This is a genomic window from Kitasatospora cheerisanensis KCTC 2395, from assembly GCF_000696185.1.
In the GTDB taxonomy this organism is placed as follows: Bacteria; Actinomycetota; Actinomycetes; order Streptomycetales; family Streptomycetaceae; genus Kitasatospora; species Kitasatospora cheerisanensis.
Genome location: NZ_KK853997.1, coordinates 7,399,431 through 7,424,491, shown reverse-complemented (window position 1 = coordinate 7,424,491; position 25,061 = coordinate 7,399,431). Strand labels below are relative to the sequence as shown.

The window sequence follows — 25,061 nt, the reverse complement described above, 5'->3', positions numbered from 1 at the left end:
GTGGGGACGGGTGGCCGCCGAGGATGGACGGCCACCCGTGGGCTCAGAAGCCGTTGACGGTGAGGCTTTCGTTCCGCTGCCGGTTCTCGTCCTCGTCGGAGGCCATCGCGCTGCCGAATCCGAGGGCCCCGACGACGAGCGGTCCCGCGATCGCGGACAGCGAGGTGAGCACCGCATGCCAGCCGGAGGGTGCGGTCACGTGCAGGCCGACCTTGTGGACCACCCACACGGCGGCGAGCAGGCCGCGCGAGGGTACCCAGATGAAGTCGATCGCCGTCCCGGCGATCCCCAGGAGGACGGCGAGTCCGACGATCGCACCGGCGGCCACCCGCCCGGCACCGGAGTAGTTGTCGAACGGCTCCTTGGCGTTCAGCCAGCTGATCACCCAGATGCCCAGACCCACGATCGGCAGGAAGCCGAGGACCGTGAGGAGGGTTCCGACGAACCCGTGGACCGCGCCGAGCAGCAGCAGGGCCAGGATCTTCTGCCCCGGCTGCGCGGGCAGGACGAAGTCGTCGGCCCACCACGTGGCCGTCCACAGCCCCACGGCCGAAGCACTGACGAACAGCAACCACAGGGTGATCCTGGCGAGTTCCCGGATCGCGCCGCGGTGGGCCTTCCGGTAGTGGTTGACCTCCTTCTCCCGCGCCTTGAGCCGCTGAGCGAGCTCGGTCGCCAACTCGTTGGCCACCGGCCGTCCTTCGGAGCCGCCGCGGGCGATCATGTCGACCCGGTTCGGGTTGCGCGCCAGGCGGATGGGGCCGTCGACCGAGATGACGCTGAGCGTCGGCGTCTGCCGGGCTTCCTGCTCGCGCACCCGGTTGTTGATGAACCCGTACAGGTCGTCGACCGTCACGTGGCCGTCCTGGTCCAGGTCGGCTTCGCCGGTCCGCAGGCCGTGGACGATGGCGGCCGTGAAGAGGGAGGGGTCGCCCACCTGCCGGCTCCCCATCAAGTCCCGTTCGAAGGCGTACTGGAGCGCGGTGGAGGAGGTGATGACCACGCGACCGCTGCCCTCGAAGGTCTCGCCCACATTGACGTCCATCGCCTCGCCGCGTGCGCGCATGGCCCGGTTGAACGCACCGCTGTAGCAGCAGTCCAGGAAGAGGACGATGCTGCGGCTGGAACTGCTCTCCATGCAGTCGGCAACGAACTCGGCGCTGACCGACGTCGCCTCGACCAGGTCCGCGTCGCTGTCGCGGGCGATGAAGTGGAGGCGGTTCCGGCTGTCCTTCTGCCCGTGGCAGGACAGGTGGAGGAGCAGGACGTCGTCGTGCTCCGCCTGTTGGAAGAACTTCTGGATCGACCGCTTCCACTCGGTGGCGGTCGCGTCCCGCAGCACGGTGACGGAGAACCCCCCGATGCCGGAGTCCCGGAGCACCGCGCTGAGTTCCCTCGCATCGGCGGCCGCGCCCGGGAGTTCGGCGAAGTTGCGGTCGTCGTGGGACTGGTTGGCGATGATCAGGGCGCGCTTACTCATCGTCCTGCTCCTGCGCGGCCGCTGCCTCTGCCGCTGCCACGAGGCTGGTGAACGCTTCGATGGCGGCCTCCGTCTGCCGCGGCCTTCCGGCGGCGATCTCGAGTTCGTTGTCGCCGACCTTGATGCGGATCGTGCCGCTGTTGCGGCGTGCCAGCCAGTCCTGCGCCAGCAGGATGAGCGCTCGCAGCGCGGGCGTTCCGGCCAGGCTGAGCAGCAGGGAGCTGTAGACCACCGCGTCACCGGCCCTGCTGCCCGCCGGCGCCGCCCCTCCCGGAGCGTGGGCAAGGCGCAGAACCCTCAACTGGCGGACCTCCTCCACCAGGAACTCCATTGCCCAGTCGGCGGCTTCGGCGCCTCTCGGGTCACTGAGGTCGAGCCTGACCTCGTGTGCTGCCCTGTCCATCTCTCCTACCCCCCACAGCTGGTTGTCCCGATCCGAGCGGCCCACCGACGCCTCGGACCTGCCCCGCCCACTGCCGCAGACCGACCCGACCACGACGGCCAAGTATGGTGACTTCCACCGGAGTTGACCGAGCCAACGATCCGCTCGCCGACCGGAAACATACCCCCGCGAGGACCCAATTCGAACCCGCCGCCGGAAGGCCGGCCCCCACCGGATCGCCGCATCGCATGGCCACGGCACAACCACCGCTCGCAAGAACCAGAGCGCGCCGGCCGGGGTCGGCCGGTCGCTCCATTCCGCCGCTCAGGGGCCGAGGCCGGCCTCTCACGCCCCTGAGCGGGAGGACGCTTCGGCGTCGGGTGCCTCCGGGTGCTCGCGTTCCCGGGCGAGCGCGCCTCCCGTCGACGGCGGGCGTCGGGCTCAGAGCGCGTGTGCGGTGCCGCCCTCGGTGGCCATGGCGGCGGCGATGCGGCGGGCCCGCTCGGCTCGGACGCCGGCGGGCAGGGGCGGCAGCAGGTCCATCCACAACGGCAGGGTGGAGCCGCGCAGTTGGGTCATACCCTCGGGTCGGGCGATCAGCCAGAGGTGCAGGTGCGCGGCGCCGTCGCCCCACCGGTTCACGTGCACCCGGCCGATGCCGCCGAGCGACAGGACGGCCCGCTCGACGCGCTGGAGCATCGGGCCGAGCCCCGTGGAGAGTTCGGCGGGCAGGTCCAGCAGATCGTGGTGGGCGCGGGGCTGGAGCAGCAGGGCGGCGGGCAGGCCGTTCGGCGCGTCGGTGGCACTCAGTCGCCAGTGCTCGTCGGTCCAGAGGAAGTCGGAGTCCGGGCGGGCGCACTGCCCGCAGCTCTCCGGTCCTGCTTCGCCGTGCCGGGCCGGCTCCGGCAGCAGCGGCGGCTGCAGCACCCGGACGGTCAGGTCGCCCTCGTACGGGAAGATGTCCCAGGACGGGGCGGCGTCCGCCGGTATGGTCGGGCGCTCGCCGATCGGCAGGCGGGCGAGGTAGGCGTCGGGGCCGGCGGGGTCGGTGGAGTCGTTGATCATGGCTGCCGAGACTGCCACACGACGCCCCGTCGGCGGTACCCCCGCCGTGCCGGTTCCCGTCCGCCGCGGGCGATCCGGCCGGGCGAGGGCCGGTGGTGACGGCGGGTCAGGGGCCGGCGGTGAGCCGGATCACGCGCGGCCTTCGCGAGCGGGGCCCGTGGTCAGTGGTCAGTACACCCGCGTGCAGCCGCTGCGGGTGCAGTATTCGCGGGCCACTCCGGAGCCGCCCTCGTCGTACATGGTGAGGTAGACGCGCTGGACGCCGCCCGGTACGGCGATGCGCAGGTCGAAGGTGAACGGCTGGTTCGCGCCGCCGGCGGATGCCCACGCGCTGCACGGGCCGCTCAGGTAGTAGTCGCCGTTCGTCGCTTCGCTGCAGATCCTCCGCTGGCCGCTGGCGGCGTGGACCGCGCCGGAGACGGTGGCGGTGTAGCCGTCGGTGAAGTGGATCGTTCCCGAGGTGGTGCTGTTGCCGTAGGACATGCCGAAGGACATGGTGACGTCGGTCGTGGTGGCGTGGGCGGGTGCCGTGACCAGGCCCAGTGCCGCCGCGGTCGCCCCGGCCGCCAGTGCCGAGAGGATCCTGCGCATCGTTCCTCTTTCCCGGAAAGTGGACGCTTGTCTTCGCTGCGTACACTCACCATCGATCATGAACGCACAGTGACGCGTTCATATCAATTCAACAACACGGAACGCAGGGCGCAGTCGGCGGAAGGGTTCTGACGGGCGGTCAGTCCTGGCGGCGGGCGCGGAGCAGCTCGGCGATGCGGTGGACGAGTTCGGTGTCGCTGCGGGCGGCGCCCTCGGCGGCGAGGGTGGTGAGGCGTTCGGCGGTGAGGGTGTCGTAGGCGGTCTCGGCCTCGCCGCCGGGGACGTGCGCGTACGCGGCCTCGGCCCGGAAGCCCACGGCCGCGTGGACGAGCTTGGCGAGCAGCCAGGTGACCAGGAAGGAGAACGCGGCCATGGCGAGCACGGCGAGCACCTGCTTGCCGAGCAGGCTCCAGCCGCCGCCGTAGAACAGGCCCTCGCGGCCGCTGATCCGGGCGGTGGCGAACAGGCCGACCATGATCAGGCCGGTGATGCCGCCGACGCCGTGCACGCCGACCACGTCGAGGGTGTCGTCCACGCCGAAGCGGTACTTGAGGGTGACGGCGAAGGCGCAGACGAGTCCGGCCACCAGGCCCGTGATCACCGCGCCGAGCGGGTTGATCTCGCCGCAGGCGGGGGTGATGGCGACCATGCCGGCCACGCCCGCGGAGACCACGCCGGTGGTGCTGACCCGCCCGGTGCGCCACTTCTCGACCAGCGGCCAGGTGACCATCGCGGCGGCGCCCCCGAGCTGGGTGTTGAGGAAGGCCGCGGCGGCGGTGCCCTGGTCGTTGAGCGCCGAGCCGGAGTTGAAGCCGAACCAGCCGAACCAGAGCAGCCCGACGCCGATCACCACCAGCGGGATGTTGTTGGGCCGTTCCTCCCGCCGGGCCCAGTCGCGGGGGCCGCGCAGGGCGACGGCGACGGCCAGTCCGGCGGCGCCGGAGTTGAGTTCGACGGGCAGGCCGCCGGCGAAGTCGAGCGCACCGAGCTTGTCGTGGATCCAGCCGTCCGGCGCGAACACCCAGTGCGCGGCGGGCGCGTAGACCAGCAGCAGCCAGAGCGGGACGAACACCAGCCAGCCGCGCATCCGGGCCCGGTCGGCGACGGAGCCGCTGATCAGGGCGACGGTGACGATCGCGAAGCCCATCTGGAAGGTGGCGAAGATGTAGGTGGGGATGGCACCGGTGAGGGTGTTGAGCTGGATGCCGCGGAAGAACGCCCGGTCGACGTTGCCGATCAGGCCGGCCCCGCCGACGTCCGGCCCGAAGGCGAGGGTGTAGCCGAGCGCCCACCAGACGAGGCTGCCGAAGGCGAGCGCGGCGAAGCTCATCTTCAGCATCATCAGGATGTGCTTGAGCCGGACCATGCCTCCGTAGAAGAACGCCAGCCCGGGCGTCATCAGCAGGACCATGGCGGTGGAGGCGAGCAGCCAGGCCGTGTCGCCGGCGTTGTAGGCCGGGGCATCGGCGGGGCGCGGAGAGCATGGGCATTTCCTCGGCACTTCCTGGGGGTACGGGACGGACCCGGGGCCGGGCGGGGAGTTGCTGTTGGGTCTCCCCGCGCGCGGCCGGCCCGGTGCGGCGGGGCGGTCAGGTCTTGCGCAGAGCCGGCGCGGGCGTGCCGGTGAGCAGCAGGCGGACGGCCCGCCAGGCGGTGTCGAGGGCGGCCGCGGTGCGGGTCGGGCTGTCCTCCAGCAGGCGCAGCCAGGCGCCGGACTCCTCGGGGAGGGTGGAGACGCCGTAGTCGGGGCCCAGCCCGTCGAGGGCGCGGTGCAGGGTGTCGGCGATCTCGCCGGCGGGGCGGAGGTCGCTGACCACGAACAGCGTGGCGACGTGGTCGTGTCCGGCGAACACGGCGGGCCGGTGACGGTGCGTCGGTCGCCGCCGGTGACCAGCCGCTGGGTGTCGACGGCGAGCAGGGCGCCGTCGGGGCGGGTGATCTCCAGGTCGGTGGCGACCACCCGGTAGTCGTGCCGCTCGCCGCGGGCGAGCCGCCCGGCGGTGAGGGTCTCGCCGAGGACGACGGTGCCGCCGGAGGCGACGGTGACGGTGGTGTGCTGGTAGTAGCGGGCGTCGCGGAACGGGATCAGCGGGTCGGGCAGGTACTCGAGGTACGCGCCGCGTTCGGCGGTCAGGTGGACGCGTTGGCTCGCGTAGTCCTGTTCCATCCGGAAGACCTTGGTGGCGGCCTGGGTGGTGAGGTGGACCCGGGTGTCGGGGCCGCAGCGCGCGTCGATCCGGTAGCGGTCGGCCTGGGTGACGCCGCCGCCGGTGGCCATCAGGAAGACGTAGGCGTCGCCGGGACGGTCGGGGTCGAGCCGCAGCGGGCGCATGATCTGCAGCGGGGTCTTCTGGTAGCGCTCGACGAGTTCGGTGCGGCCGCCGCGCAGTTCGAAGGCCAGGTCGAGGATGCCGACCTTGGCGGGCGAGCCCGGGGGCAGGGTGTCGGGGCGCGCGGCCAGCCCGACACCTCGGCGGGGAGGCGGCCGGGCCGCCAGTGCGCCGGGTCGAGGCGGTCGGCCGCGGGCCGGCGGTGCTCGGAGGACGGGTCGGGGAACGCGCGGCCCGGCTCCCGGTCGGACGGGTCGGGCGGGTCGGTGGTCACGGTCGGCCGCGGCGGGGCGGAGGTCATGTCAGATCAGCGCCTTGCGGCGGCCGCCCAGGAACGCGGCGAGGTCCTCGATGCCGGTGCCGTCCAGCGAGTTGGTGAGGATGACGGGCTTGCCGTCGCGGACCTTGTGCGCGTCGGACTCCATCACGCCGATGTCGGTGCGGACGTACTGCGCGATGTCGATCTTGTTGATGACCAGCAGGTCGGACTCGGTGATGCCGGGGCCGCGCTTGCGGGGCATCTTCTCCCCCTCCGCGGTGTCGAGGACGAACACGAAGACGTCGACCAGGGCGGGGCTGAAGGTCAGGGTGAGGTTGTCGCCGCCGGATTCGTAGAGCAGGGTGTCGACCTCGGGGAAGCGCTCCAGCAGTTCGGCGCCGGCCGCCAGGTTCATCGTCGGGTCGTCGCGGACGGCGGTGTGCGGGCAGGCCCCGGTCTCCACGCCGACCACCAGCTCGGGGGCGAGGACGCCGGCCAGGGTGCGGCGGACGTGTTCGGCGTCCTCCTGGGTGTAGATGTCGTTGGTGATCACGGCGGGCCGGTGGCCCCGGGCGATCAGCACCGGCACCAGCGCCTCGATCAGCGCGGTCTTGCCGGAGCCGACCGGGCCGCCGATGCCGATCCGCAGTACGTTGTCGTCCACAGTGCGCTCCCTCGGGTGACGTTCGATCAGCTGGCGAACAGGCGGGCCTCGGCCCGCTCGTGACGGCCGGACATGATGTCCGACGCGAAGGCGGTGGAGCCGAGGTCGGCCGTCTCGCGGCGCAGCGCGGCCCGTACGGTCTCCTCGATGACGGGGGCGGCGCCGTGCAGCAGCACCTGGGCCCGGCGGTGGTCGGTGAGCCGCAGGCGCAGGGCGGCGCCGGCGAAGCTGGCGCTGAACGCGAACAGGTCGGCGGCCACCGCGTGGGCGGCGGGGACGCCGGCGGCGGCGTACACCACCCCGGCGGCGACGGCCTGGCAGCCCGGGGCCTGACGGTCCTTCACCAGCCGCAGGTAGTCGGCGATCCCGGGTTCCCGGAAGACCTCGGCGGCCAGGTCCAGCAGTTGGCGGCCGGTGCGGGTGGCCGCCTGCCGCATCTCGCGGCTCAGCTTGCCCGCGTGCAGTCGCCGGTCGACCCGGGCGGCGACCGTCAACTCGCCTGCGGCCGCCGCCCGGTGGGCGAGTGCCAGCGCGGTGGCGTCGCCCGGTCCGACGGCGTGCCGGAGCAGGTCGGCGAGCAGCGCGGCGAGCGTGTCGGGGGTGACGGCGCGGGCCTGCGCGTAGCCCTCCAGGCTGTGCGAGAGGGTGTAGAAGCCGCTCGGGAAGGCGGAGTCGGCGAGTTGCAGGCCGGCCAGCAGCGCGGGCAGTCCCCCGAGCGGCTGCTCGGGGAACTGCTCGGTGCCGTCCGGGTTCCGGTCCGGGGCGGGGATCATCCGCTACACCACGAAGTACAGGTGGTTGAGCGGCAGCGAGGCGGCAGGTTCGATGGTGGCGGCCTCGCCGTCCAGGGTGACCTTGAAGGTCTCCGGGTCGACGGCGACCTCCGGCAGGGCGTTGTTGCGGACCATGTTGTGCTTGCCGATGACGCGGGTGCCGCGCACCGGCAGCACCCTGCGGTGCAGGCCGAGTTCCTCGGGGACGCCGGCGGCGATCCCGGCCTGCGACATGAAGGTGACGTGGGTGGCCTGCTGGGCCCGGCCGAACTGGCCGAACATCGGACGGTAGATCACCGGCTGCGGGGTGGGCAGGGAGGCGTTCGGGTCGCCCATCTGCGCCCAGGAGATGATCCCGCCCTTGATGATCATCTTGGGCTTGGCGGCGAAGGAGTGGATCGGCCAGAGCACGATGTCGGCCAGCTTGCCCGGCTCCAGCGAGCCCACGTAGTCCGAGATGCCGGTCGCGATGGCCGGGTTGATGGTGACCTTGGCCAGGTAGCGCAGCACCCGCTGGTTGTCGTTGCGGGCGCTGTCGCCGTCGAGCGGTCCGCGCTTGTCCTTGCAGTGGTGCGCGGTCTGGAAGCAGCGGGTGACGGACTCGCCGACCCGGCCCATCGCCTGCGAGTCGGAGGAGAACATGCTGATCACGCCGAGGTCGTGCAGCACCGACTCGGCGGCGATGGTCTCGGCCCGGACCCGGCTGTCGGCGAAGGACACGTCCTCCGGGATGTCGTGGTTCAGGTGGTGACAGACCATCACCATGTCGAGCAGTTCGTCCACCGAGTTCTTGGTGTACGGCAGCGTCGGGTTGGTGGAGGACGGCAGGATGTTGGGCTCGCCGGTGACCCGCAGGATGTCGGGGGCGTGCCCGCCGCCCGCGCCCTCGGAGTGGAAGGTGTGGATGGTGCGCCCGTCGATGGCCGAACGGGTGTCCTCGAAGAAGCCGGACTCGTTCAGGCTGTCGGTGTGGATCGCCACCTGCACGTCGTGCCGGTCCGCGACGCTCAACGCGTTGTCGATCACCGCCGGGGTCGCGCCCCAGTCCTCGTGGACCTTCAACGCGCAGGCTCCGGCAGCGAGTTGCTCGTCGAGCGCGCCGGGCAGGCTGCCGTTGCCCTTGCCCATGATGCCGATGTTGACCGGCACCTCCTCGCAGGCCTGAAGGAACCGCGCGATGTTGAACGGGCCCGGGGTGCAGGTGGTGCCGTTCGTGCCGTCCGCCGGGCCGGTGCCGCCGCCGATCAGGGTGGTGATGCCGTTGGTCAGCGCCTGCTGCGCCTGCTGCGGCGAGATCAGGTGGACGTGGGTGTCGATCGCCCCCGCGGTGGCGATCAGGTGCTCCCCCGAGATCGCCTCGGTGCCGGGCCCCACCACCAGGTTCGGGTGCACGTTGTTCTGGGTCTGCGGGTTGCCGGACTTGCCGATCGCCGCGATGAAGCCGTCCTTGATGCCGATGTCGCACTTGACGATGCCGAGGATCGGGTCGATCACCACCACGTTGGTGATCACGGTGTCCAGCGCGCCCTGGGCGGCGGTGGCCTGCGGATCCGAGCCCATGCCGTCGCGCATCGACTTGCCGCCGCCGTACACCACCTCGTCGCCGTACAGGCCCTCGCTGAAGTCCTTCTCCACCTCCACGACCAGGTTGGTGTCGGCGAGTTGGAAGCGGTCGCCGACCGTCGGCCCGAACATGTCGGTGTACTGCTGGCGGGACAGGATCGGCATCAGCGGGCGCCCTTCTTCTTCTCGGGGTTCTTCGGCTTCGCAGGGTTCTTCGGGCCCGCGGGGTTCTTCGGCTTCGCGGGGTTCTTCGGTGTGCCCTGCTGCTCCTGGGCGCCCTGGAAGCCCAGTTCGAGCGCGCGGTGGAACGCCTCCAGCCGGGCGGGGTGCGAGACGGTGGAGCCGTTCAGCAGGCCGCTGAAGCCGACCAGCCGGCCGGTGCCGCCGTACTCGCACAGCTCGACCTCGCGGGTGCCGCCCGGCTCGATCCGCACCGAGGTGCCGGCCGGGATGTTCAGGTGCATGCCGAGGGTCTTGTCGCGGTCGAACCGCAGCGCCGGGTTGACCTCGAAGAAGTGGTAGTGCGACCCGACCTGCACCGCCCGGTCGCCGGTGTTCACCACCTCGACCTTGACGGTCCGTCGGCCCGCGTTGATCTCGATCTGTCCATCGCCGTACAGGTACTTGCCGAATGTCACTGGTGGCTCCTTGCGCCCGTCGCCGCGAGGGGACGGGCATCCGGGGACGAGGGGGTGTGCTGCTGCGCCTGCGGGGAGTGGTCGTGGGAGCCCACGCCGGGCCCGTGCGCGTGGCCGTGCTCGCCGTGGTCGTGCGCGTGGCCGTGCTCGCCGTGGTCGTGCGCGTGGCCGTGCTCGCCGGGCCCGTGGGTGTGGGTCGGCCGTGTCCTTCGGCGGCGGCCAGCGCGCGTCCGACCCCGTCGTCCCGGTGCTCGCGCAGCCGCTGCACGGCGGCGGCGGCCCGGGCGGACAGCACGGCGGCCAGCGCGGCGGGGCCGAGCAGCGGCCCGGCGTCCGTGACCGACACGCCGTCAGGAGCCGTGGGCCGCGCGGGTCGCACGAAGGATGCGGACAGCACCGCGACCCGGCGCGCCCCGAGCAGCGCGCAGCGCCGCACGCCCTCGGCGGGGTCGAGATCGCCGGCGAGCAGCGCGGTCTCCACCAGCCGGTGCCGGCCGTGGCGCTGCACCAGGTGGGCGACCCGGAACAGTTCGGCGTCCTGGTACGGGTCGGCGCCGGGCGCGGCGAGCAGCAGTGCGGCGTCGGCGGGCACGGTGGTGGCGGCGGCCCGCAGCCAGCCGACCAGGTGGTCGGGGGTGCCGAAGGGCGCGGCGACGGCGACGCCGTCGCGCAGCTCGGGTGGCAGGGCGCGGACGGTCCGGGCGGTGTCCGCGACGAGTTCGGGGTCGCGGCCCAGCGTCATCGGGACGACGGCGACGCCCTGCCGGGCCGGCCCGGAGGCGAGTGCCCGGTACAGTTCGCGGCCGGCGCCGACCACCGCGGTGCCGGGGCCGGCGAGGTGCTGGAGGGCGGTGCCGCCGGCGGCTTCGTGGCCGCAGACGGCGAGCACCCGGATGCGGTCGGGCACGGGTCAGCCCCCGATGGGGTCGTGCACCGAGACCAGCTTGGTGCCGTCCACGAAGGAGGCCTCGACCTGGAGCAGCGGCAGCATCTGCCGCACCCCGTCCATGCAGGCGTCCGGGCCGAGGACGTGCCGGCCGAGTTCCATGCAGTCGGCGACCGACCTGCCGTCCCGGGCGGCCTCCAGGATCGCCTCGGTGATCAGGGCGACCGCTTCGCTGTAGTTCAGCTTGAGACCGCGGCCCTGGCGCTTGCGGGCCAGGTCCGCGACCACGTAGACGACGAGCTTGTCGAGCTCACGGGGGCGAGGTTCATCGGGGGCGCCTTCCTCGGGACGGGGGTGGTGGGCTGGGGGGACGGGCGCGGCGCGGAGGTGCCGGGAGCCGGCTGCGGGTGCCGCGCTCTCCCAGCACCGGGGGCGGACGGTGACGGGGCGTCAGCCCGCCGGGGCGGGGCGGAGTCTGGGCAGCAGGGGCACGGCTGCCATCAGCGCCCAGGTGCTGAGGATGAACGGCCAGGTGAAGGTGTGGCCGTGGAAGGGTTTGAAGAGCGAGGTGATCGCGGCGGTCAGGCCGGTGGACAGGGCGGCGCCGAACAGCGCGTAGCCCGCGTTCCAGGGGGTGTTGGCGAGGAAGACCGCGCCGACCGCGATGGCGACGAGGACCGCGTTGTAGCCGTAGATGCCGTTGGCGATCTGCTCGGTGGGCGCGCCGAGCGCCCAGGCGGCGACGATCCCGGCGATGCTTCCGAGCGCCGCGGCGAGCAGCACCCGCACGCCCGCGCAGGCCAGGCCGGCCAGCATGATCAGGCCGACGTACCAGCTGTTCACCAGGAAGACCTGCGAGACGTTGGTGAAGAAGGCGTGCCACAGGTCGGAGAACGTGATGCCGGTGTCGCCCACGGTCGGATCGGTCGCCGGCGGGGGCGCGCCGTGCCAGATCCGGGCGAAGGACGGCGCGCCGAGCACCATCACTCCGGAGACGAGGCAGAACGGCGCGGTGAGCGGCGTCAGCCCGTACGGCCGGGCCAGCACGGCGAGGGCGGCGGTGAGGACGGTGCAGACCACGCACCCGACCACGGTGAGGATGTAGGTGGCGGGGTGGTGGCCGAGGAACGTCACCAGCGCGATGCCGGTCAGGCAGCCCGAATACCCTTGCAGGCCCTGGGAGATGGACCCGCGGTCGACACCGAAGGCGTAGGCGGCGGCGGTGGAGATCAGGGTGCCGAGGGAGGCGAAGAGGCCCACCTTCCAGCCGGCCGCCCAGAGCCCGGCCAGGATGAGCGCGCCGGTGAGCAGTTGCGGCTGCAGGTCGACCTGCCCGACGCCGCGCAGCGAGGCCACCAGGTAGGCCAGCGGCTCCCGGTCCCAGGTCGGCCCGGGGCCCGGCCGGGGGCCATCGGGGGCACTTCGTGTCACGTTTTCTCCTGAATGCCACCGGAAGGGCGAGATTCCTGGAATACGGTGCTCTGCACCGGAACTGTCCGGCAGTCATGTTTAGCCCGGCCACCTGTCTGTGCGTGCACCGCAGCAGCCGGTGGTCACCGAGGTTCGCCTGTACGGCCGACACCCCCGATCCCGAGGAAGGGCGCGCTCCCGATGACCAACCCGTACTTCGGCACGGCGGACCGGCCGGTCCGCCCGCCCGGCCACGCCCACTCCGAGCACGCCCCGGGCCGGCAGTACCCGGTGGTCCTGGCGGTCGCGGTGGGCGGCGCGTTCGGCGCGGCGGCGCGCTACGGGATCGAGCGGCTCTGGCCGACCTCCGGCACGGAGTTCCCGTGGCCGATCCTGCTCGTCAACGCGACGGGATGCCTGGCCATGGGTGCGCTGCTCACGGTGCTGGCGGACCGCTTCCCCGCCGCGAAGCGGCTCGTCGGCGCCCTGCTCGGCACCGGCTTCCTCGGCGGGTTCACCACCTTCTCCCACTACACCGACAACATCCGGGTGCTGGTGCGCGGCGACGCCCCGGGCACCGCGGTCGTCTACCTGCTGGTCACCGTGCTGGCCGCGCTGGCGGGCGTCACCCTCGGCGTGTTCGCGGCCCGCGCGGTCGTCGGCGTCCCCGCCCACCAGGAGGCCGCCGGTGCTCACTGACTGGCTGCTCGTCCTGGCCGGCGGCCTGATCGGCGCGCCGGCCCGCTACCTCACCGGAGTCGCCGTCAAGTCCCGGGTGCACAGCCCGTTCCCGTTCGGCACGCTCACCGCGAACGCCGCCGCCTGCCTGCTGCTCGGCTTCCTCTCCGAGGCGGTCCTCCGCGGCCATCTCGGCCCCCGCCCCGAACTGTTCCTCGCCACCGGCTTCTGCGGCGCCCTCTCCACCTGGTCGACCTTCTCCTACGAGGTCTTCACCCTCGCCTCCACCCGCCGGATCGCCCTCTCCGGCCTGTACCTGGCGGTCAGTGTCCTCCTCGGCACCGCCCTCTCCTTCGCGGGCGCGGCCGTCGCGAGCGCCCTGTGGTGAGACCTCGGGCACCGCGCAGCGGCGGGTCGTCAGCTCGCGGTGTCCGTCAGCCAGGCAGCCACCAGGTCGACGCCGGCCTCCACGGGGACCAGGATGGCGGGCTGGTCCGCCACCAGGCCCCGCTGGAGCGGGAGTTGTGTCTCCAGTAGTTCGCGAAGCTCCGGCGCGGTCAGGTCGGGGGCGGCGATCGCGCGGAACCCGACCCATTGGCCGATGCCCTCGGGGGTGTGGACGACGCAGGACTCGACCACCGTCGGCGGGTTCGGGATCCGGTCCGCCGCCAGGTTCCACGCCACGCACCGGTTCAGCGGCACGCCCAGCAGCAGGACCTGGGCGCGGCTCTGGTAGAGCTTCCGGAGCGGTGAGTGTTCGCCGTGGGGCGACTCGAGCAGGTGACGGTCCATCAGGTACTGCGCCCACCCGCCGAGGGCGACGAACGAGTGCTGGGGGTGGTCGCTGCGCACGCTGCCCGGGTGGCTCCGGAGGAACTCCCCGAGCGAACCGGCCGACGCCGACACCGGCGTGGTGGCGCGGTCGAAGGGCGGCATGTGGGAGCGGTAGACCTCCTGGGCGGCGGGCGTCAGGCCGGCGAGCGCGGCCCGGGTGTACGCGGACTGCGGGGAGTTCTCCGGGGTGGCGGCCGACATCACCACGGTGCCCTCCGGTCCCAGCACCTGCAGGAGTGCCGCGATCAGCTGGTCGGGGCGGGCCGCGGCGAACACCCGGTCGTCCGCCTGCACGAACAGCACGCCGCCCTGCCTGACGCCCAAGTCCCGCAGTTGGCGGACGAGTCGGCTGTCGGAGTAGCCGACGTGGCGCGGGGCGGAGAGGCTCGCGGTCGGGCGCTGCAGCGCGATCACCTCCGCGCCCGTGAGCCCGACCACGCCGAACCAGGCCTGCTCCTCGCCGGATTCGCCGTTCAGAGAGAGCGGTACGTACTGCTGCGTCGCCGTGCTGCCGGTCAGCTGCATCTCCTGGTGGACCTCGTCCGTGAGGAGGACGGCGAGGGTGCCGCCCAGTCCGCGCAGGGCACGCCACTTCTCGTCCACGGCCTGCCACATCAGCGCCGCCCCGCTGTTGCCCTCGGGGGCGCTCGGAGACCGGCCGATGACGAGGACGAGTGGTCGGCGGGTCAGGCTGCTGCTGGCCCGGTGCAGGTCGTCGGCGAGGGACGTCAGGAACTGGACGTGCACGGCAGGGCTCTGGAACAGGCGGCCGGCAGCCGACCTCAGCTGCGCCCGGAGGTCCGCGAGTTGATTGGCCGCGTCGCCCGGGAGCCGTCGTCCCTCGTCGTGCGGCACGAGGACGTCGGCCGCCAGAACGGCCCAACGGCGGGCCGGGCCGGGGGCCCGGACCCGTAGGACCACGGTGCAGCAGCCCTGCTCGCTGAAGACCTGGTGTCCGAGCGGGCGGTCGAAGGGGCCGACGTGCAGCAGGACCCGGAACGGCTCGCTCATGGGCCGGGCGAGCCGGACCACCAGAGCTCCGTCGGCGGAAGTCGGCTGGATCTCGACCGGCAGGCCCAGCAGGGCTTCCGGCCGGCGGCAGTACAGCGGCTCGCCGTCCGAGGATTCGTCGGTGTCGATGACCAGGGCCGGCCGCAGGAAGTCGGCGAGCGCCTCCGCGGTGTCGGTCTCCCAGGTGTCCGCGTACGCCTCCTGCCGGGCGTAGCTGTGCGAGAACGCGATGAGGGCCAGCAGGATCGGGGCCACGTCGTCCGGGACTCCGCGGCCGTGGGCGTCGAGGTCGCTGCGGATGGCGAGGTAGTCGGTCCGCACCTCGGGGGTGGTGTACGGCAGGGCCTGGCGGTTGCGCAGGAGGGCGGGCACGGAGCCGGCCGGGTGGAACCGCAGGCTGCTGGCGTTCCAGTCGGGCGCTCGCCTGAGCGACCGTTCCACGAAGACGTCGAGGTCGATGGTGTCCGGTCCGCCGGGCATTCCGGTCTCGGCCTCGGCCGCCAGGAGCCGGGCCAGGCTGAAGTCGGCGGCCGGGCGGCGGTCCACTGCCAGGACCGCGATGGAGCCCGCGAGTTGGTCGAAGTCCTCTTCGATCGGCCCGACCAGCTCCACCACCTTCTCGCCGTCCATCAGGAGCACCGTGGTCCGGTCGGAGGACCGGTGCCTGGTGCGGAGGAACGAACTCAGCATCCGGTCCAGCCCGCCCGGGAACTCGTCGCCGTGCACGTAGACGAGCAGTGCGTCCTCCGCCGCGAAGTGAGCTTCCGTCAGCAGCCGGGGCACCTGCTCCGGGTCGTTGGTGTCCGGGAGGAGGTAGCAGCGCTCAACGGGCAGGTTCCAGCTGATCGGTGACGTGAGGACACCGACGAGCCCGTCCAGCGAGGCCTGGACGTTCTCGACCGCGTCGTGCTCGTCGGGCTCCAGGATGCCGATCAGGACGGCCGCGCTCCGCGCCGGGTCCGGGAAGGCCGACTGTTGCCGGGTGACCGGCTTGCGGGGGCGGCGGGTCGGGGCGAGGAGGGTGAGGAGGTCGGCGGTGGCGGTGGCGAAGGGCTGGAGGTCGGCGGGGAGGTCGGCGGAGGCGACGGCCGGGAAGGTGTGGCCGGGGCGGGGGTGGTGGGTGGCGAGGTGGTGGGTGAGCGCGGTGTGGACGGTCCAGGCGTCGTGGCGGGTGAGGTGGGGCGAGGGCGGCGCGGGCCTCGGGGTGGAAGGTGAGGGCGGTGGGGGGTGGTGGTGTCGAGCAGGCCGGAGGTGAGGACTTCGGCGAGGTCCTCGGTGCCGGCCTCGGGAACGGCCTCCTGGCGGACCAGGCGCAGCAGCGGGAGGCTGAGGCGGCTGAACGGGCTGCACAGGGCGGCGAGTCGGCGGGCGGCGGGGCTCGCGGTGTGCAGGAAGGCGGCGGCCCGGAGTGCGGGGTCCGCGGCCTCGGTGTCGTCCTCGGGTGTGGCGAAGGGCGACACCAGGGTGCCGGCGGCGGGGACGAGCACGGCGTCGTGGCCCGCGGCGGCTCCCCGCATCATGGCGTCGGCCCAGCGGCGCAGCGAGTGCGGGGGTGAGGGTGGGGGTGGGCAGCGGCACCCAGTCCGCGTCGGGGCCGAAGGTGGCGGTGAGCAGCACCGGTACGGCGGTGGGCGAGTTCGGTGTTGCGGGCGTCGGGCCGGCGGTGCCGGACCCGGACGGCGGGGAGGTCGAGGGCGGTGCGGTGGCGCAGGCGGCCGGGGAGCGGGTTGAGCAGGGCGATGGGGCCGTGGGCGCCCCAGGGTGTGCAGGAGTTGCCAGATGGCGGGGCGGTGCCACTGCGGTCCGGCGCAGTCGGTGAGGACGAGGACGAGGCGTCGCCGTTGCGGGAGCCGGGCCGGGGGGACGGGGCGGCCGCGGGTGTCGGTGACGGCGGGGTGCGGGTCGAGGTGGAGGTGGAGCCGGCGGATCCGGCGGAACGCGCCGAGGCCGGTGAGCAGGGTGGTGAACTCGGCGAGGGTGTCCTGCCAGATCTCCATGGTGGGGCCGGTGTCGGTGAGGACGACGACCTCGAACCAGCGTTCGGGGGTGGGGCGGAGGACGGGCAGGAGTTCGCCCGTGCGGGTGTAGGCGTCGACGGTGGCGTCGAGGTCGAGGGTGCGTCGGGGGCCGCGCGGGTAGCGGCGTTTGAAGGGGCGCAGCGCGCGGCCGGCGTCCAGCGCGTGCGGGAGGGCGCGGGCGGCGGCGACCTCGACGCGGGGGCCGGTCGGGTCGGCGGCCGGCGGTTCGTACAGCGGGGTGGCGGTGCGGTGCGGCGGTTCCTCGGGCGGCGCGGCGGGCGGTGCCGGCGCGGCTGCCGGGGCCGGCGTGGCGGGTGGCGCGGGCGAGGCGACTCCGGTGGCGGCGACGGCCGGTGACGGTGCGTCGGCCGGTTGCGCGGCGGCGGCGAGCCAGAGCGCGTCGGCCAGCGCGGCGGCGTCGGCGTCCGGCGGGAGCAGCGCGGCGAGGGCGGCGACCAGGTCGGCGGTGTGGTCACGCACCGGAGAGGTCCCGCAGCATCAGGTCGAGCAGCCTGCTGCGGCGTTCGCCGGTCGGCGCCTCCGGGTCGGTCACCAGCCGTACGGCGTTGAGGAGTTGGTCGACGGCCAGGTGGTCGCCGCGGGCGACCCGTTCGGCGAAGGCGGCGATCAGTTCGGCGGCGTCGGCGGGCAGCGGTGTGCCGTCCAGGCCGAGGTGGGCCTGGACGGCGCGGCGCAGGGTGTCGGCGGTGGGCCGGGGCATGTCGTAGCGGATGCAGCGGCGCAGGAACGGTGCGGGGAAGTCCCGTTCGCCGTTGCTGGTCATGACGATGAACGGGAAGGTGGTGCACTGCACCCGGCCGTTCTCGATCTCGGCCCGCTGGTCGGGGGCCCAGGTGCTGACGGTCAGTCGGCCGGCGGGCCGGCGGACCAGTTCGGGGATCTCGTAGGCGCCGGTCTCCAGGACGTCGAGCAGGTCGGCGGGCAGGTCGATGTCGCTCTTGTCGATCTCGTCGACGAGCAGCGCCCGGGGGCGGTCGGCGGGCAGCAGGGCCGTTCCGAGCGGGCCGAGTTTGAGGAAGGACTCGATGGGTTCGGCGGCGGCCTCGGTGGCTTCGCCGATCCGCAGGGCGTGGATGTGGCCGAGCGCGTCGTAACGGCACAGCGCGTCGGGGAGGGTGCTGCGAGAGGTGATGTGCCACTTCAGCACGGGGCCGAGGCGCAGCTCGGCGGCGACCTGTTCGATGACCGTCGACTTGCCGGTCCCGGCGCTGCCGGTGACGAGCAGCGGGCGGTGCAGGTACAGGGCGGCGTTGACGGCGTCGGTGAGGCCCTCGGGCGGCAGGAAGGCGCGGTGCGGGCGGTTCTCGCCGAGGCGGCGCCAGGGCGGCGGGGGTGCGAGGGTCACGTCGCGGGGTTCGCCGTCGCCACGGTAGTAGCTGTTCCAGGACATCAGGTGCTCCTCGGGGCGGGGACGGCGGCGGGACCGGCGGGCGCGGGCGCAGCGGCGGGGACGGCGACGGCAGGGGCGGGGACGGCGGGCCCGTGCCGGTGGTAGCCCGCGCAGAAGTCGAGCCAGTCGGCGTCGTGCCAGGCGGTGCGCAGGTCGGCGAGGCGGATCAGGTGGGCGTCGGTGACGGGGTCGACCGGCGGGAGCGGCTCACGGCCCGTCAGGACCCGGCGGTAGGCGGCGCCGAAGCCGGCGGGCAGGCCGTCCCAGAGGTGGGCGAGGCAGTCCCAGTCGGCGGGTTCGGGCGGGGTGTCGGCGCGCGGCCAGAGCACGATCGGGGCGTAGGGCAGGAACGCCTCGACCAGGGCGCGCAGCGCGGTCGGGGCGGGCCGTCCGGTGAGCAGCACGGCGGGCCGGTAGCGGCCGCGGGCCAGGTCGGCCGGCAGCGTGTCGAGGACGGTCTCGGCGGGGTCGACCCGGTCCACCGGCGGGCCCTGCCCCCAGGGGGCGCACCGCAGTTGTTCGAGCTGGAGGCGGGCCTTGCGGTTCATGCCGCGGAAGTGGCGGGGCTCGACCAGCCGGCCGGCCCAGCGGAGGGCCGCGGTGTGCTCGACGCCGAGGAGGTGCATGCCGGCGAGGGCCTCCTCGGGGTGCCAGTCCAGCAGGACGGGGGTGTGGACGACGAGGTCGACCGCGTCGATCGGGCCGGCCGCGGACGGCAGGCTCTCGGCCCAGTCGAGGACCTCGGGCAGGGTGCGTTCGACGCCGGCCTGGTCGGGCGGGCAGGGGAAGTGCCGGTGGTCGACGCAGACCGCGCCGTCGCGGACGCACACCGACAGCGAGTCCGGCCAGTCGACCTGCGCGGCGTCGAGGCTGACCACCAGCCGCCGTTCGGTGTCCCGGGCGCGGTGCGCGGCGTACTGCTTCGCGGCGTCGTTGAGGGCGATCTCGGCGTCGGCCTCGCGCGCCCAGTCGCGGATCAGCCGGTCCTGCGGGTCGCGGCCGCAGGCGTGCGCGGCGGCGACCAGGTACCAGGCGAGGGCGCCGTGCCGGGACGCGCCGACGGGCACCCGCAGGACGGCGTCCTCCAGCAGGTACTGGAGCAGTGCGCGGTCGCCGAGCCCCTCGGGCGGCTGCACCGGGCCCGGGCGCAGGCCGAGCCACTGGCGGTTGAACTCGGCTACCAGGGAGCGGAGTTGGGCGGTGGTCAGGGAGGCTCCGGCCAGCTCGGTCAGCACGGCCGCGGCGTCCATGGCGGCGAGGATGCCGTCGGCGGCCTCCTGCACGCCCCAGGCTTGGGCGCTCTCGGCCTGTTCGGCGAGCGCGGTGAGGCCGTCGCGGGTGTGCGGGGGCGGACCGGGCGGGGCGGCCGGCCAGCGGCGCAGGGCGGCGGCGAGGGTCTCGGCGCCGAGGGTGCCCGCCCGGCCGGCGGGGGCCCGGTCGTGCCGGCGGTTGCGGGCCAGCCAGAGCACGCCGCCGGTGCCGTTGTAGGCGAAGTCCGCGGCGAGTTGACGGTCCGTCGCGTCCCGCACCAGCGGGGCCAGTGTGCCGACCGGCAGGAACTCGCCCTCCCCGGGCAGTCCTTCGGCCAGCAGGGCGGCGAGACGGCGGCTCAGCGACAGGCCGAAGGCCCGTTCGTGGGCGGCGCAGGCGGCCAGCACGGCGACCTTGCTCGCGCCCACGCGGAAGCCGCCGATCAGGCTGCCGGTGTCCGGGATGCCGGCCGCCGCGTGGCAGGTGTCGATCAGCACCACGACCCCGGCCAGGCCCGGATGGCCCGCGGCCAGCGCGACCAGCTGGGCGAGGTCGACGCAGTCCAGGCTCTGCCCGTCCTTGCTGTCGGCGGCCAGGTACCAGAGCCTGCTGCCGGCGGAGACCTGGCCGTGGCCGAGGAAGGCCAGCACCAGCGTGGCCCGGGCGCGCCCGGCGGCGGCGACGGCGGAACGCACGGCGCTGTCGACCTCGGCGCGCAGCACCCGCCCGGAGCGCAGTTGCGCCGCGTCCAGGCCCGGGCTGTCGGTGCAGCCGCCGATCGCCGGGTCGGTGAGCACGGCGTGCAGCCCGTCGGCCGCCGCCTCCAGACCGTTCAGCTCGTTCTCCGCGCCGTCCGACTGGGTGGCGATCAGCAGCAGGTGCCTGGGCGGCGGCTGACGTGCGTTCACCTGACGGCGGCCGGGGCCGCCAGGGCGCGCATCACCGGGTCGGCGACCTCGGCGCGCCGCAGGTAGCTGGTGGCGTCGTGCGGCCACAGGGTGGCCGACTCCATCCGCTCGGAGAGCGGCCGCACGCCGCGGGCGTTCGGGACGACGGCCTTGGCGAGGCGGCGCTTGGGGACCACCAGGTCGTCGCCGTCCCGGAAGTCGGCCCAGGCGTCGACGGTCGCGGGGGTGGCCGGCGGGCTGGGGCGGAGCAGCGGCCAGACCACGCCGCGGGTGGTGATCGGGGAGCCGAGGGTGACGAACAGCGGGACGGGGCCCGGGTGTTCGGCGAGCGCTTCGAGGGCGACCACGGTGCCGAGCGAGTGCGCGACCACGATCGCCGGGCGGGCCGGGTCCAGACAGCCGAGCACCCGGTCGCGGATCCGCCGGTCCAAGGTCCGTCCGGCGGCGTCGGGTTCCCGCCGGGCGAGGTAGCGGCCGGGCTGGGAGACGATGCTGAGGATCTTCTGCCGGCTGAGGACGCGCGCACCCGCGTTCAGCCCCGGGACGGCGGCGAGCGCGGCGAGGCCGGCGGCCAGCGTCCGGGCGAGGTTCCCGACGCCCTGCGCCTGGTCGTCCGGGGCGAGTTGGGCACGGATCCGGCGCAGGTCGCGGCTGTCCTCGTCCTCGGCCCGTTCGAGGAGCTCGTCGACGAGTTCGGCGAGCAGGCCGAGCATGACGGCGGCCTCCTCCTCGTCGGTCTCCCCCGGTCCGCCCGCGCCCGGTCCGCCCGTGCCCTGGGCGTCGGCGTCGTAGAACAGGTCGCCGTAGTGGGCGAACGCGGCGTCGGCGGACCAGCCCATGGTCAGCGCGGAGATCTCGTCGGCGAAGCCGGCGGCGCGGGCGCCGTCCGCCAACGCGCGCGTCCACTCGGCGAGTTCCTGCTGCGGGTCGCGCGGTCTGCCGATCCCGTGCACGAACACCAGCTGCGGTCTGACCCGTTCCCCTGTCACTGCCCGCTCCCGCCACCCGACCGGCCCGACACTCGCGCACGCGAGGGGTGCCACGGTACCAAGTCCGGCCCGGGCCGCCGAAACTGACGGGCCGACGGGCCGACGGGCCGACGGGCCGACGGGCCGAGTCCGGGGTGTCCGGGGCTGTTTCGGGCTCCCCGGGACGGGGGCGGGCCGGCGGCCCTAGGTTGGGGGCATGGAGCAGATTGCTGCGCGTGACGTGCGTCGGTGCTACACGGCCCACCATCCGGTGCATGCCGCGTACTACTTCGCACCCGAACACGACGACTGGTACGGGCTGTTGGGGCTGGACCGCGGGCCGACGGCATACCTGGCCGGACGGGCCGCCCCGCTCGGCCGGGTGGGGGCAGGCGTGGTGGGGGCGGTGTTCTACAACTTCTCCCCCCGACTGATTGCGGGCTGCCTGCCGCGGGCCTGGGACGCGGCGTCGCCGGAGCGGGTGCTGGAGACCCGGTGGCGGATCGTGGACGCCTGCCTGACCCGCCTGCTGGGCGCGGACGGGGTGGCCTCGCCAGAACTGGCGGAGGCAGCGGAGCTGGCGTTGCGGGCCACCGAGGGCTGCGCCCCGGCGGGGCGGCCGATGTTCGCCGCGAACGCCGAACTGACGCTCCCCGCGCCGCCGCACCTGCGACTGTGGCACGCCCTCACGCTGCTGCGCGAGTACCGGGGCGACGGCCACGTGGGCCTGCTGGTGCAGGCCGAACTCGACGGCCTGGAGGCACTGGTGACGCACAGTGCGACCGGCGCGCACTGGAAGCCGTCCTTCCTTCAGCCGCAGCGCGGCTGGTCGGTACGCGACTGGGCCGCCGCCCAGGACCGCCTGCGCGAGCGCGGCCTGCTCGACCAGGACGGCGAACTGACGCCCGACGGCCAGCAGTTGCGCCGCACCCTGGAGGCCGAGACGGACCGCCTCGACGCCGCCCCCTACCGACACCTGGGCACCGAGGGCACCCGCCGGCTGACCGAACTGACCGGAGCCCTGTCCCGGACCCTGCTGGCCCGGAACGGCATGCCACTGGCGCAGATCGGCAAACGATAACGACACGCGCGAAGCGCCACGCCACAGCGAGACGCGCGAAGCGCCACGCCACAGCGAGACGCGCGAAGCGCCACGCCACAGCGAGACGCGCGAAGCGCCACGCCACAGCGAGACGCGCGAAGCGCCACGCGCCGGGAGCCCCCGGGGGATGTCTCCCGGGGGCTCCTCGTGCACCGCCGCAGTCCGCTTCAGTCGCGGCCCGATCAGCCTTCGGCCGCGGCCAGTTCGGCCTTCTCCTTCGCCGAGCGGGCCATCGCCGCGAGCACGCCGCGGAGTTGGGCGCGCAGGCCCTCGTCCGCCACCCGGCCGCCCTTGATCTTGCTGCCGGCGACCGGGATGGACATCGACTCGGGGAGCACGTCCGCGCCCATCATCCGGAGCGTCTCGGTGGTCCAGGCGCGGGCGCGTTCGCCGCCGGTGGTGGCGGGCGAGGCGGTGACCACGGCCACCGGCTTGTCGACCAACTCGCCGCCGCCGACGATCCACTCCAGACCGTTCTTCAGCACGCCGGACATGCCCGCCGCGTACTCGGGACAGGTGATCAGCACCGCGTCGGCCGCCGCCAGTTGGGCCCGGAAGGCGAGCACGGGCGCGGGCGGGGCGACCACCTCCACGTCGTGCTCGAAGAACGGCAGGCCGGCCAGGCCCTCGAAGACCGTCAGTTCGACGCCGGGGTCGCACAGGTCGGCGGCACTGAGCGCCACCGCGCGGTTGAGCGAGCCCGCACGCAGGCTTCCGACGATCGCCACGAACTTCATTGCTGTCCCATCTGTCGTTCCGCTTCGGCCCATTGTCACCGGACGGGGGCCGCCGCCGCACGCCGTACGGCGGAAACGGCCGCCACGATCTGACGGCTGATCAGCCTGCGGTGGTCCATCAGGTAGAAGTGCCCGCCGCTGTAGACGTGCAGGCCCCGGAAGTCCCGGGTGTGCTGCTCCCAGCCGGCCAGCCGCCGCCGGTCGACCAGCGGGTCCGCGGTGCCGCCGAACGCGGACAGCGCCACGGGCAGTGGCGCGGCGTCCGGGTCGGGCCGCCAGGTGTCGACGAGCGCGAAGTCGCTGCGGAAGGTCGGCGCGAACACCTTCCACAGCAGGTCGTCGTCCAGCACGGCGGGCGGGGTGGCGCCCATCTCCCGCAGCCAGCCGCGCAGTTCCTCGTCGCTCAGCCGGTGCCGGGCCGGCGGGCCCGAGCCGTGGCCGGTGGACGGCGCCCCGCAGGCGGACAGGCCGAGCCAGAGCGGCGGGCGGTGCGCGGAGGCGGTCAGCCGGGCGGCCACCTCCCAGGCGACCAGCGCGCCCATGCTGTGGCCGAAGAAGGCGTACGGCCGGTCGAGCCGGTCGGCGAGCTCGCCGGCCAGGTAGTCGGCGAGCCGGTCGGCCCGGGCGAGCGCCGGGCGGTCCGAGAGCCGGCCCCGACCGGGGGCGTCGACCAGGCACAACTCCCAGTCGGCAGGAAAGAGTTGTTCCCAGCCCCGGTACAGCAGGTGGGAGCCGCCGGCGTGGTGGAACAGGAACAGCCGCAGCGTGGCGTCCGGCCGCGGCCGGGGGCACGTCAGCGCGCCCCGCAACAACGGCCGTGACCCGCCACCCGCACCACAGGCCGCGCCGGGAACACCCGCATGCCCGGCAGCCAACCCGGCTCCGCTCACCGTGCCGGGAACAGCCCCGGCCCCGTTTGCCGAACCGGAGCCGGTCGCCGACCCGGCAACCATTCCGAGTCCGCTCACCGCACCGGAAGCAGCCCCAACTCCGAAAGCCGCACCGGAAGCAGTCGCCGACCCAACAACCAACCCTACTCCGCTCGCCGCACCGGGAACGGCCCCGGCCCGGCTCGCCGCAGTGGAACCGCTCGCCGCACCGGAACCCGTCGCCGGCCCCGCGCCGGGGAGCGTGCTCATGCGCCGGCCGCCGCTATCAGCTCGCCCGCGGCCGTGGCCGCGCCCGCCCGTCGGAGCGCGGCGAACTCGACCACCTGTGCGGCGACGGTCTCCAGTTGGGATTGGAGCCGGGCGTCCGTGCAGCGCCCGTCGGGGCCGAAGCCGGCCTCGGCGGTGTTGATGGCCACGCCGAGCGGGACCGGCCAGCCGCGCAGTGCGCAGACCACGTCGCGCAGTGCGGCCACGGTGGCGACCGCGCCGGGCCAGCCGGCGCCGACCGCCAGGCAGCCGACGGCCCGGCCGGTGAAGTAGGGGCGGGCGTCGCCGCGCAGTTCCTCGACGTGGTCGAGGGCGTTCTTCACCAGGCCGGAGATGCCGCCGTGGTAGGCGGGGCTGGCCACCACCAGGCCGTCGGCGGCGGCGACTTCGGCGACCAGCCGTTCGGCCCGCGGGCCGCGGACCGGGCCGCGCGGGTCGTACATCGGCAGCAGCAGGTCGTCGCCGGCCAGCAGGGTGGTGCGGGCGCCGAGCCGTTCGGCCTCGGTGAGGACGGCGCGCACCGCCCGTTCGGCGGTGGAGCCGAACCGGGTCGAGCCGCCGATGCCGACCAGTCGCAGCGGCTGTTCCATCGTCGCTCCTTCCGACGGCCCGTCGGGCCGCAACACGTACGGCCCGATCGGGCCGTTTCGGCTGACGCCAGGTCAGGCCGTCACGGGTACGGCCCGATCAGGCCGTCACGGGGGGTTCGGCCCGGGGTGGGCCGGTGGGGTGCGGCCGGGTCAGGCCGCCACGGGCGCCGTCGTGTCGGCGGCGTCGCTGCGGGCGCTCTCGTGCAGGTCGCGCCGGTGGATGAAGACGAAGCCGATCGCCGCGCCGACGGCCGCGAAGACCGCGCACCACACCATGACGTCGCCGAGCGCGTGCACGAAGGCGCTGCGGGCGGCGGCGGTGACCTCGGCGAGCGAGGCGGCGGGGACGCTGTCG

The 25,061-nt window shown here is 74.0% G+C and carries 21 protein-coding genes and 3 pseudogenes; 3 read left to right on the top strand and 21 right to left on the bottom strand.

Annotated elements, in window-relative coordinates:
• Positions 1-43 precede the first annotated feature (43 nt).
• From KCH_RS38210 to KCH_RS33350, 12 genes and pseudogenes are all read right to left on the bottom strand, one after another.
• A complete protein-coding gene (locus KCH_RS38210) occupies positions 44-1,480 on the bottom strand; it encodes a caspase family protein (protein WP_051653728.1) in 1,437 nt (478 codons plus the stop codon).
• Positions 1,473-1,883: a hypothetical protein gene (locus KCH_RS33400; RefSeq protein WP_157032299.1), complete on the bottom strand. Its 411-nt coding sequence runs from the start codon at positions 1,881-1,883 to the stop codon at positions 1,473-1,475. Before KCH_RS33400 ends, KCH_RS38210 begins: the two co-directional genes overlap by 8 nt.
• Positions 1,884-2,303: 420 nt before the next feature.
• A complete protein-coding gene (locus KCH_RS33395) occupies positions 2,304-2,927 on the bottom strand; it encodes an HIT family protein (RefSeq protein WP_051653727.1) in 624 nt (207 codons plus the stop codon).
• Positions 2,928-3,095: 168 nt separating this feature from the next.
• A complete protein-coding gene (locus KCH_RS33390; protein WP_035869441.1) occupies positions 3,096-3,518 on the bottom strand; it encodes a hypothetical protein in 423 nt (140 codons plus the stop codon).
• Positions 3,519-3,657: 139 nt separating this feature from the next.
• Complete coding sequence (locus KCH_RS33385; protein ID WP_157032472.1) at positions 3,658-4,929, bottom strand: ammonium transporter; 1,272 nt, start codon at positions 4,927-4,929, stop codon at positions 3,658-3,660.
• 178 nt (positions 4,930-5,107) lie between these two features.
• Positions 5,108-5,987 (bottom strand): annotated as a pseudogene (locus tag KCH_RS33380) (urease accessory protein UreD).
• A gap of 163 nt (positions 5,988-6,150) precedes the next feature.
• A complete protein-coding gene (gene ureG / locus KCH_RS33375) occupies positions 6,151-6,771 on the bottom strand; it encodes an urease accessory protein UreG (protein WP_035869435.1) in 621 nt (206 codons plus the stop codon).
• Between the two features lie 26 nt (positions 6,772-6,797).
• Positions 6,798-7,544 (bottom strand): urease accessory protein UreF, encoded by a 747-nt coding sequence (locus KCH_RS33370; RefSeq protein WP_084224075.1) that lies wholly within the window; start codon positions 7,542-7,544, stop codon positions 6,798-6,800.
• Positions 7,545-7,547: 3 nt separating this feature from the next.
• Positions 7,548-9,272, bottom strand: a complete 1,725-nt coding sequence (ureC, locus tag KCH_RS33365; RefSeq protein ID WP_035869432.1) for an urease subunit alpha — start codon at positions 9,270-9,272, stop codon at positions 7,548-7,550.
• On the bottom strand, positions 9,272-9,745 hold the full coding sequence (locus KCH_RS33360; RefSeq protein WP_035869429.1) for an urease subunit beta: 474 nt from the start codon (positions 9,743-9,745) through the stop codon (positions 9,272-9,274). The genes ureC and KCH_RS33360 overlap by 1 nt, the downstream gene beginning before the upstream one ends.
• Positions 9,746-10,655: 910 nt before the next feature.
• Positions 10,656-10,949, bottom strand: a pseudogene (locus tag KCH_RS33355) (urease subunit gamma); the annotation flags it as partial.
• 132 nt (positions 10,950-11,081) lie between these two features.
• Positions 11,082-12,062: an urea transporter gene (locus KCH_RS33350; protein ID WP_051653726.1), complete on the bottom strand. Its 981-nt coding sequence runs from the start codon at positions 12,060-12,062 to the stop codon at positions 11,082-11,084.
• Between the two features lie 180 nt (positions 12,063-12,242).
• Here KCH_RS33350 and KCH_RS33345 point away from each other — a divergent pair, with 180 nt between their 5' ends.
• A complete protein-coding gene (locus tag KCH_RS33345) occupies positions 12,243-12,740 on the top strand; it encodes a fluoride efflux transporter FluC (RefSeq protein WP_035869423.1) in 498 nt (165 codons plus the stop codon).
• Positions 12,730-13,107: a fluoride efflux transporter FluC gene (locus tag KCH_RS33340; protein ID WP_035869420.1), complete on the top strand. Its 378-nt coding sequence runs from the start codon at positions 12,730-12,732 to the stop codon at positions 13,105-13,107. Before KCH_RS33345 ends, KCH_RS33340 begins: the two co-directional genes overlap by 11 nt.
• A 29-nt stretch (positions 13,108-13,136) precedes the next feature.
• On the opposite strand, the gene KCH_RS38205 is transcribed toward KCH_RS33340, so the two are convergent.
• The 5 genes from KCH_RS38205 to KCH_RS33315 form a co-directional block, all read right to left on the bottom strand.
• Positions 13,137-15,347, bottom strand: coding sequence for an AAC(3) family N-acetyltransferase (locus tag KCH_RS38205; RefSeq protein ID WP_051653725.1), 2,211 nt, complete (start codon positions 15,345-15,347; stop codon positions 13,137-13,139).
• 149 nt (positions 15,348-15,496) lie between these two features.
• Positions 15,497-17,062, bottom strand: coding sequence for an SAV_2336 N-terminal domain-related protein (locus KCH_RS33330; protein ID WP_035869417.1), 1,566 nt, complete (start codon positions 17,060-17,062; stop codon positions 15,497-15,499).
• A complete protein-coding gene (locus KCH_RS33325) occupies positions 17,055-17,993 on the bottom strand; it encodes an AAA family ATPase (protein WP_035869404.1) in 939 nt (312 codons plus the stop codon). Before KCH_RS33325 ends, KCH_RS33330 begins: the two co-directional genes overlap by 8 nt.
• A complete protein-coding gene (locus KCH_RS33320; RefSeq protein ID WP_035869401.1) occupies positions 17,993-20,152 on the bottom strand; it encodes a vWA-MoxR associated conflict system protein in 2,160 nt (719 codons plus the stop codon). Before KCH_RS33320 ends, KCH_RS33325 begins: the two co-directional genes overlap by 1 nt.
• Positions 20,149-21,141, bottom strand: coding sequence for a lipase family protein (locus KCH_RS33315; protein WP_035869398.1), 993 nt, complete (start codon positions 21,139-21,141; stop codon positions 20,149-20,151). The genes KCH_RS33320 and KCH_RS33315 overlap by 4 nt, the downstream gene beginning before the upstream one ends.
• Positions 21,142-21,337: 196 nt before the next feature.
• Between KCH_RS33315 and KCH_RS33310 the strand changes: the two genes are divergently transcribed.
• The gene (locus KCH_RS33310; RefSeq protein ID WP_035869395.1) at positions 21,338-22,201 is read left to right on the top strand and encodes an SCO6745 family protein; all 864 of its coding nucleotides are present in this window, start codon (positions 21,338-21,340) and stop codon (positions 22,199-22,201) included.
• 203 nt (positions 22,202-22,404) lie between these two features.
• Here KCH_RS33310 and KCH_RS33305 read toward each other — a convergent pair whose 3' ends face one another.
• The 4 genes and pseudogenes from KCH_RS33305 to KCH_RS42985 all read right to left on the bottom strand — a co-directional run.
• Positions 22,405-22,959 carry an NADPH-dependent FMN reductase gene (locus KCH_RS33305; protein WP_035869392.1) on the bottom strand — a complete coding sequence of 185 codons (555 nt, stop codon included), beginning with the start codon at positions 22,957-22,959 and terminating at the stop codon, positions 22,405-22,407.
• Between the two features lie 35 nt (positions 22,960-22,994).
• Positions 22,995-23,768 carry a thioesterase II family protein gene (locus KCH_RS33300; RefSeq protein ID WP_244305543.1) on the bottom strand — a complete coding sequence of 258 codons (774 nt, stop codon included), beginning with the start codon at positions 23,766-23,768 and terminating at the stop codon, positions 22,995-22,997.
• A gap of 326 nt (positions 23,769-24,094) precedes the next feature.
• Positions 24,095-24,706, bottom strand: coding sequence for an NADPH-dependent FMN reductase (locus tag KCH_RS33295; protein WP_035869388.1), 612 nt, complete (start codon positions 24,704-24,706; stop codon positions 24,095-24,097).
• Positions 24,707-24,856: 150 nt separating this feature from the next.
• Positions 24,857-25,061 (bottom strand): annotated as a pseudogene (locus KCH_RS42985) (hypothetical protein); the annotation flags it as partial.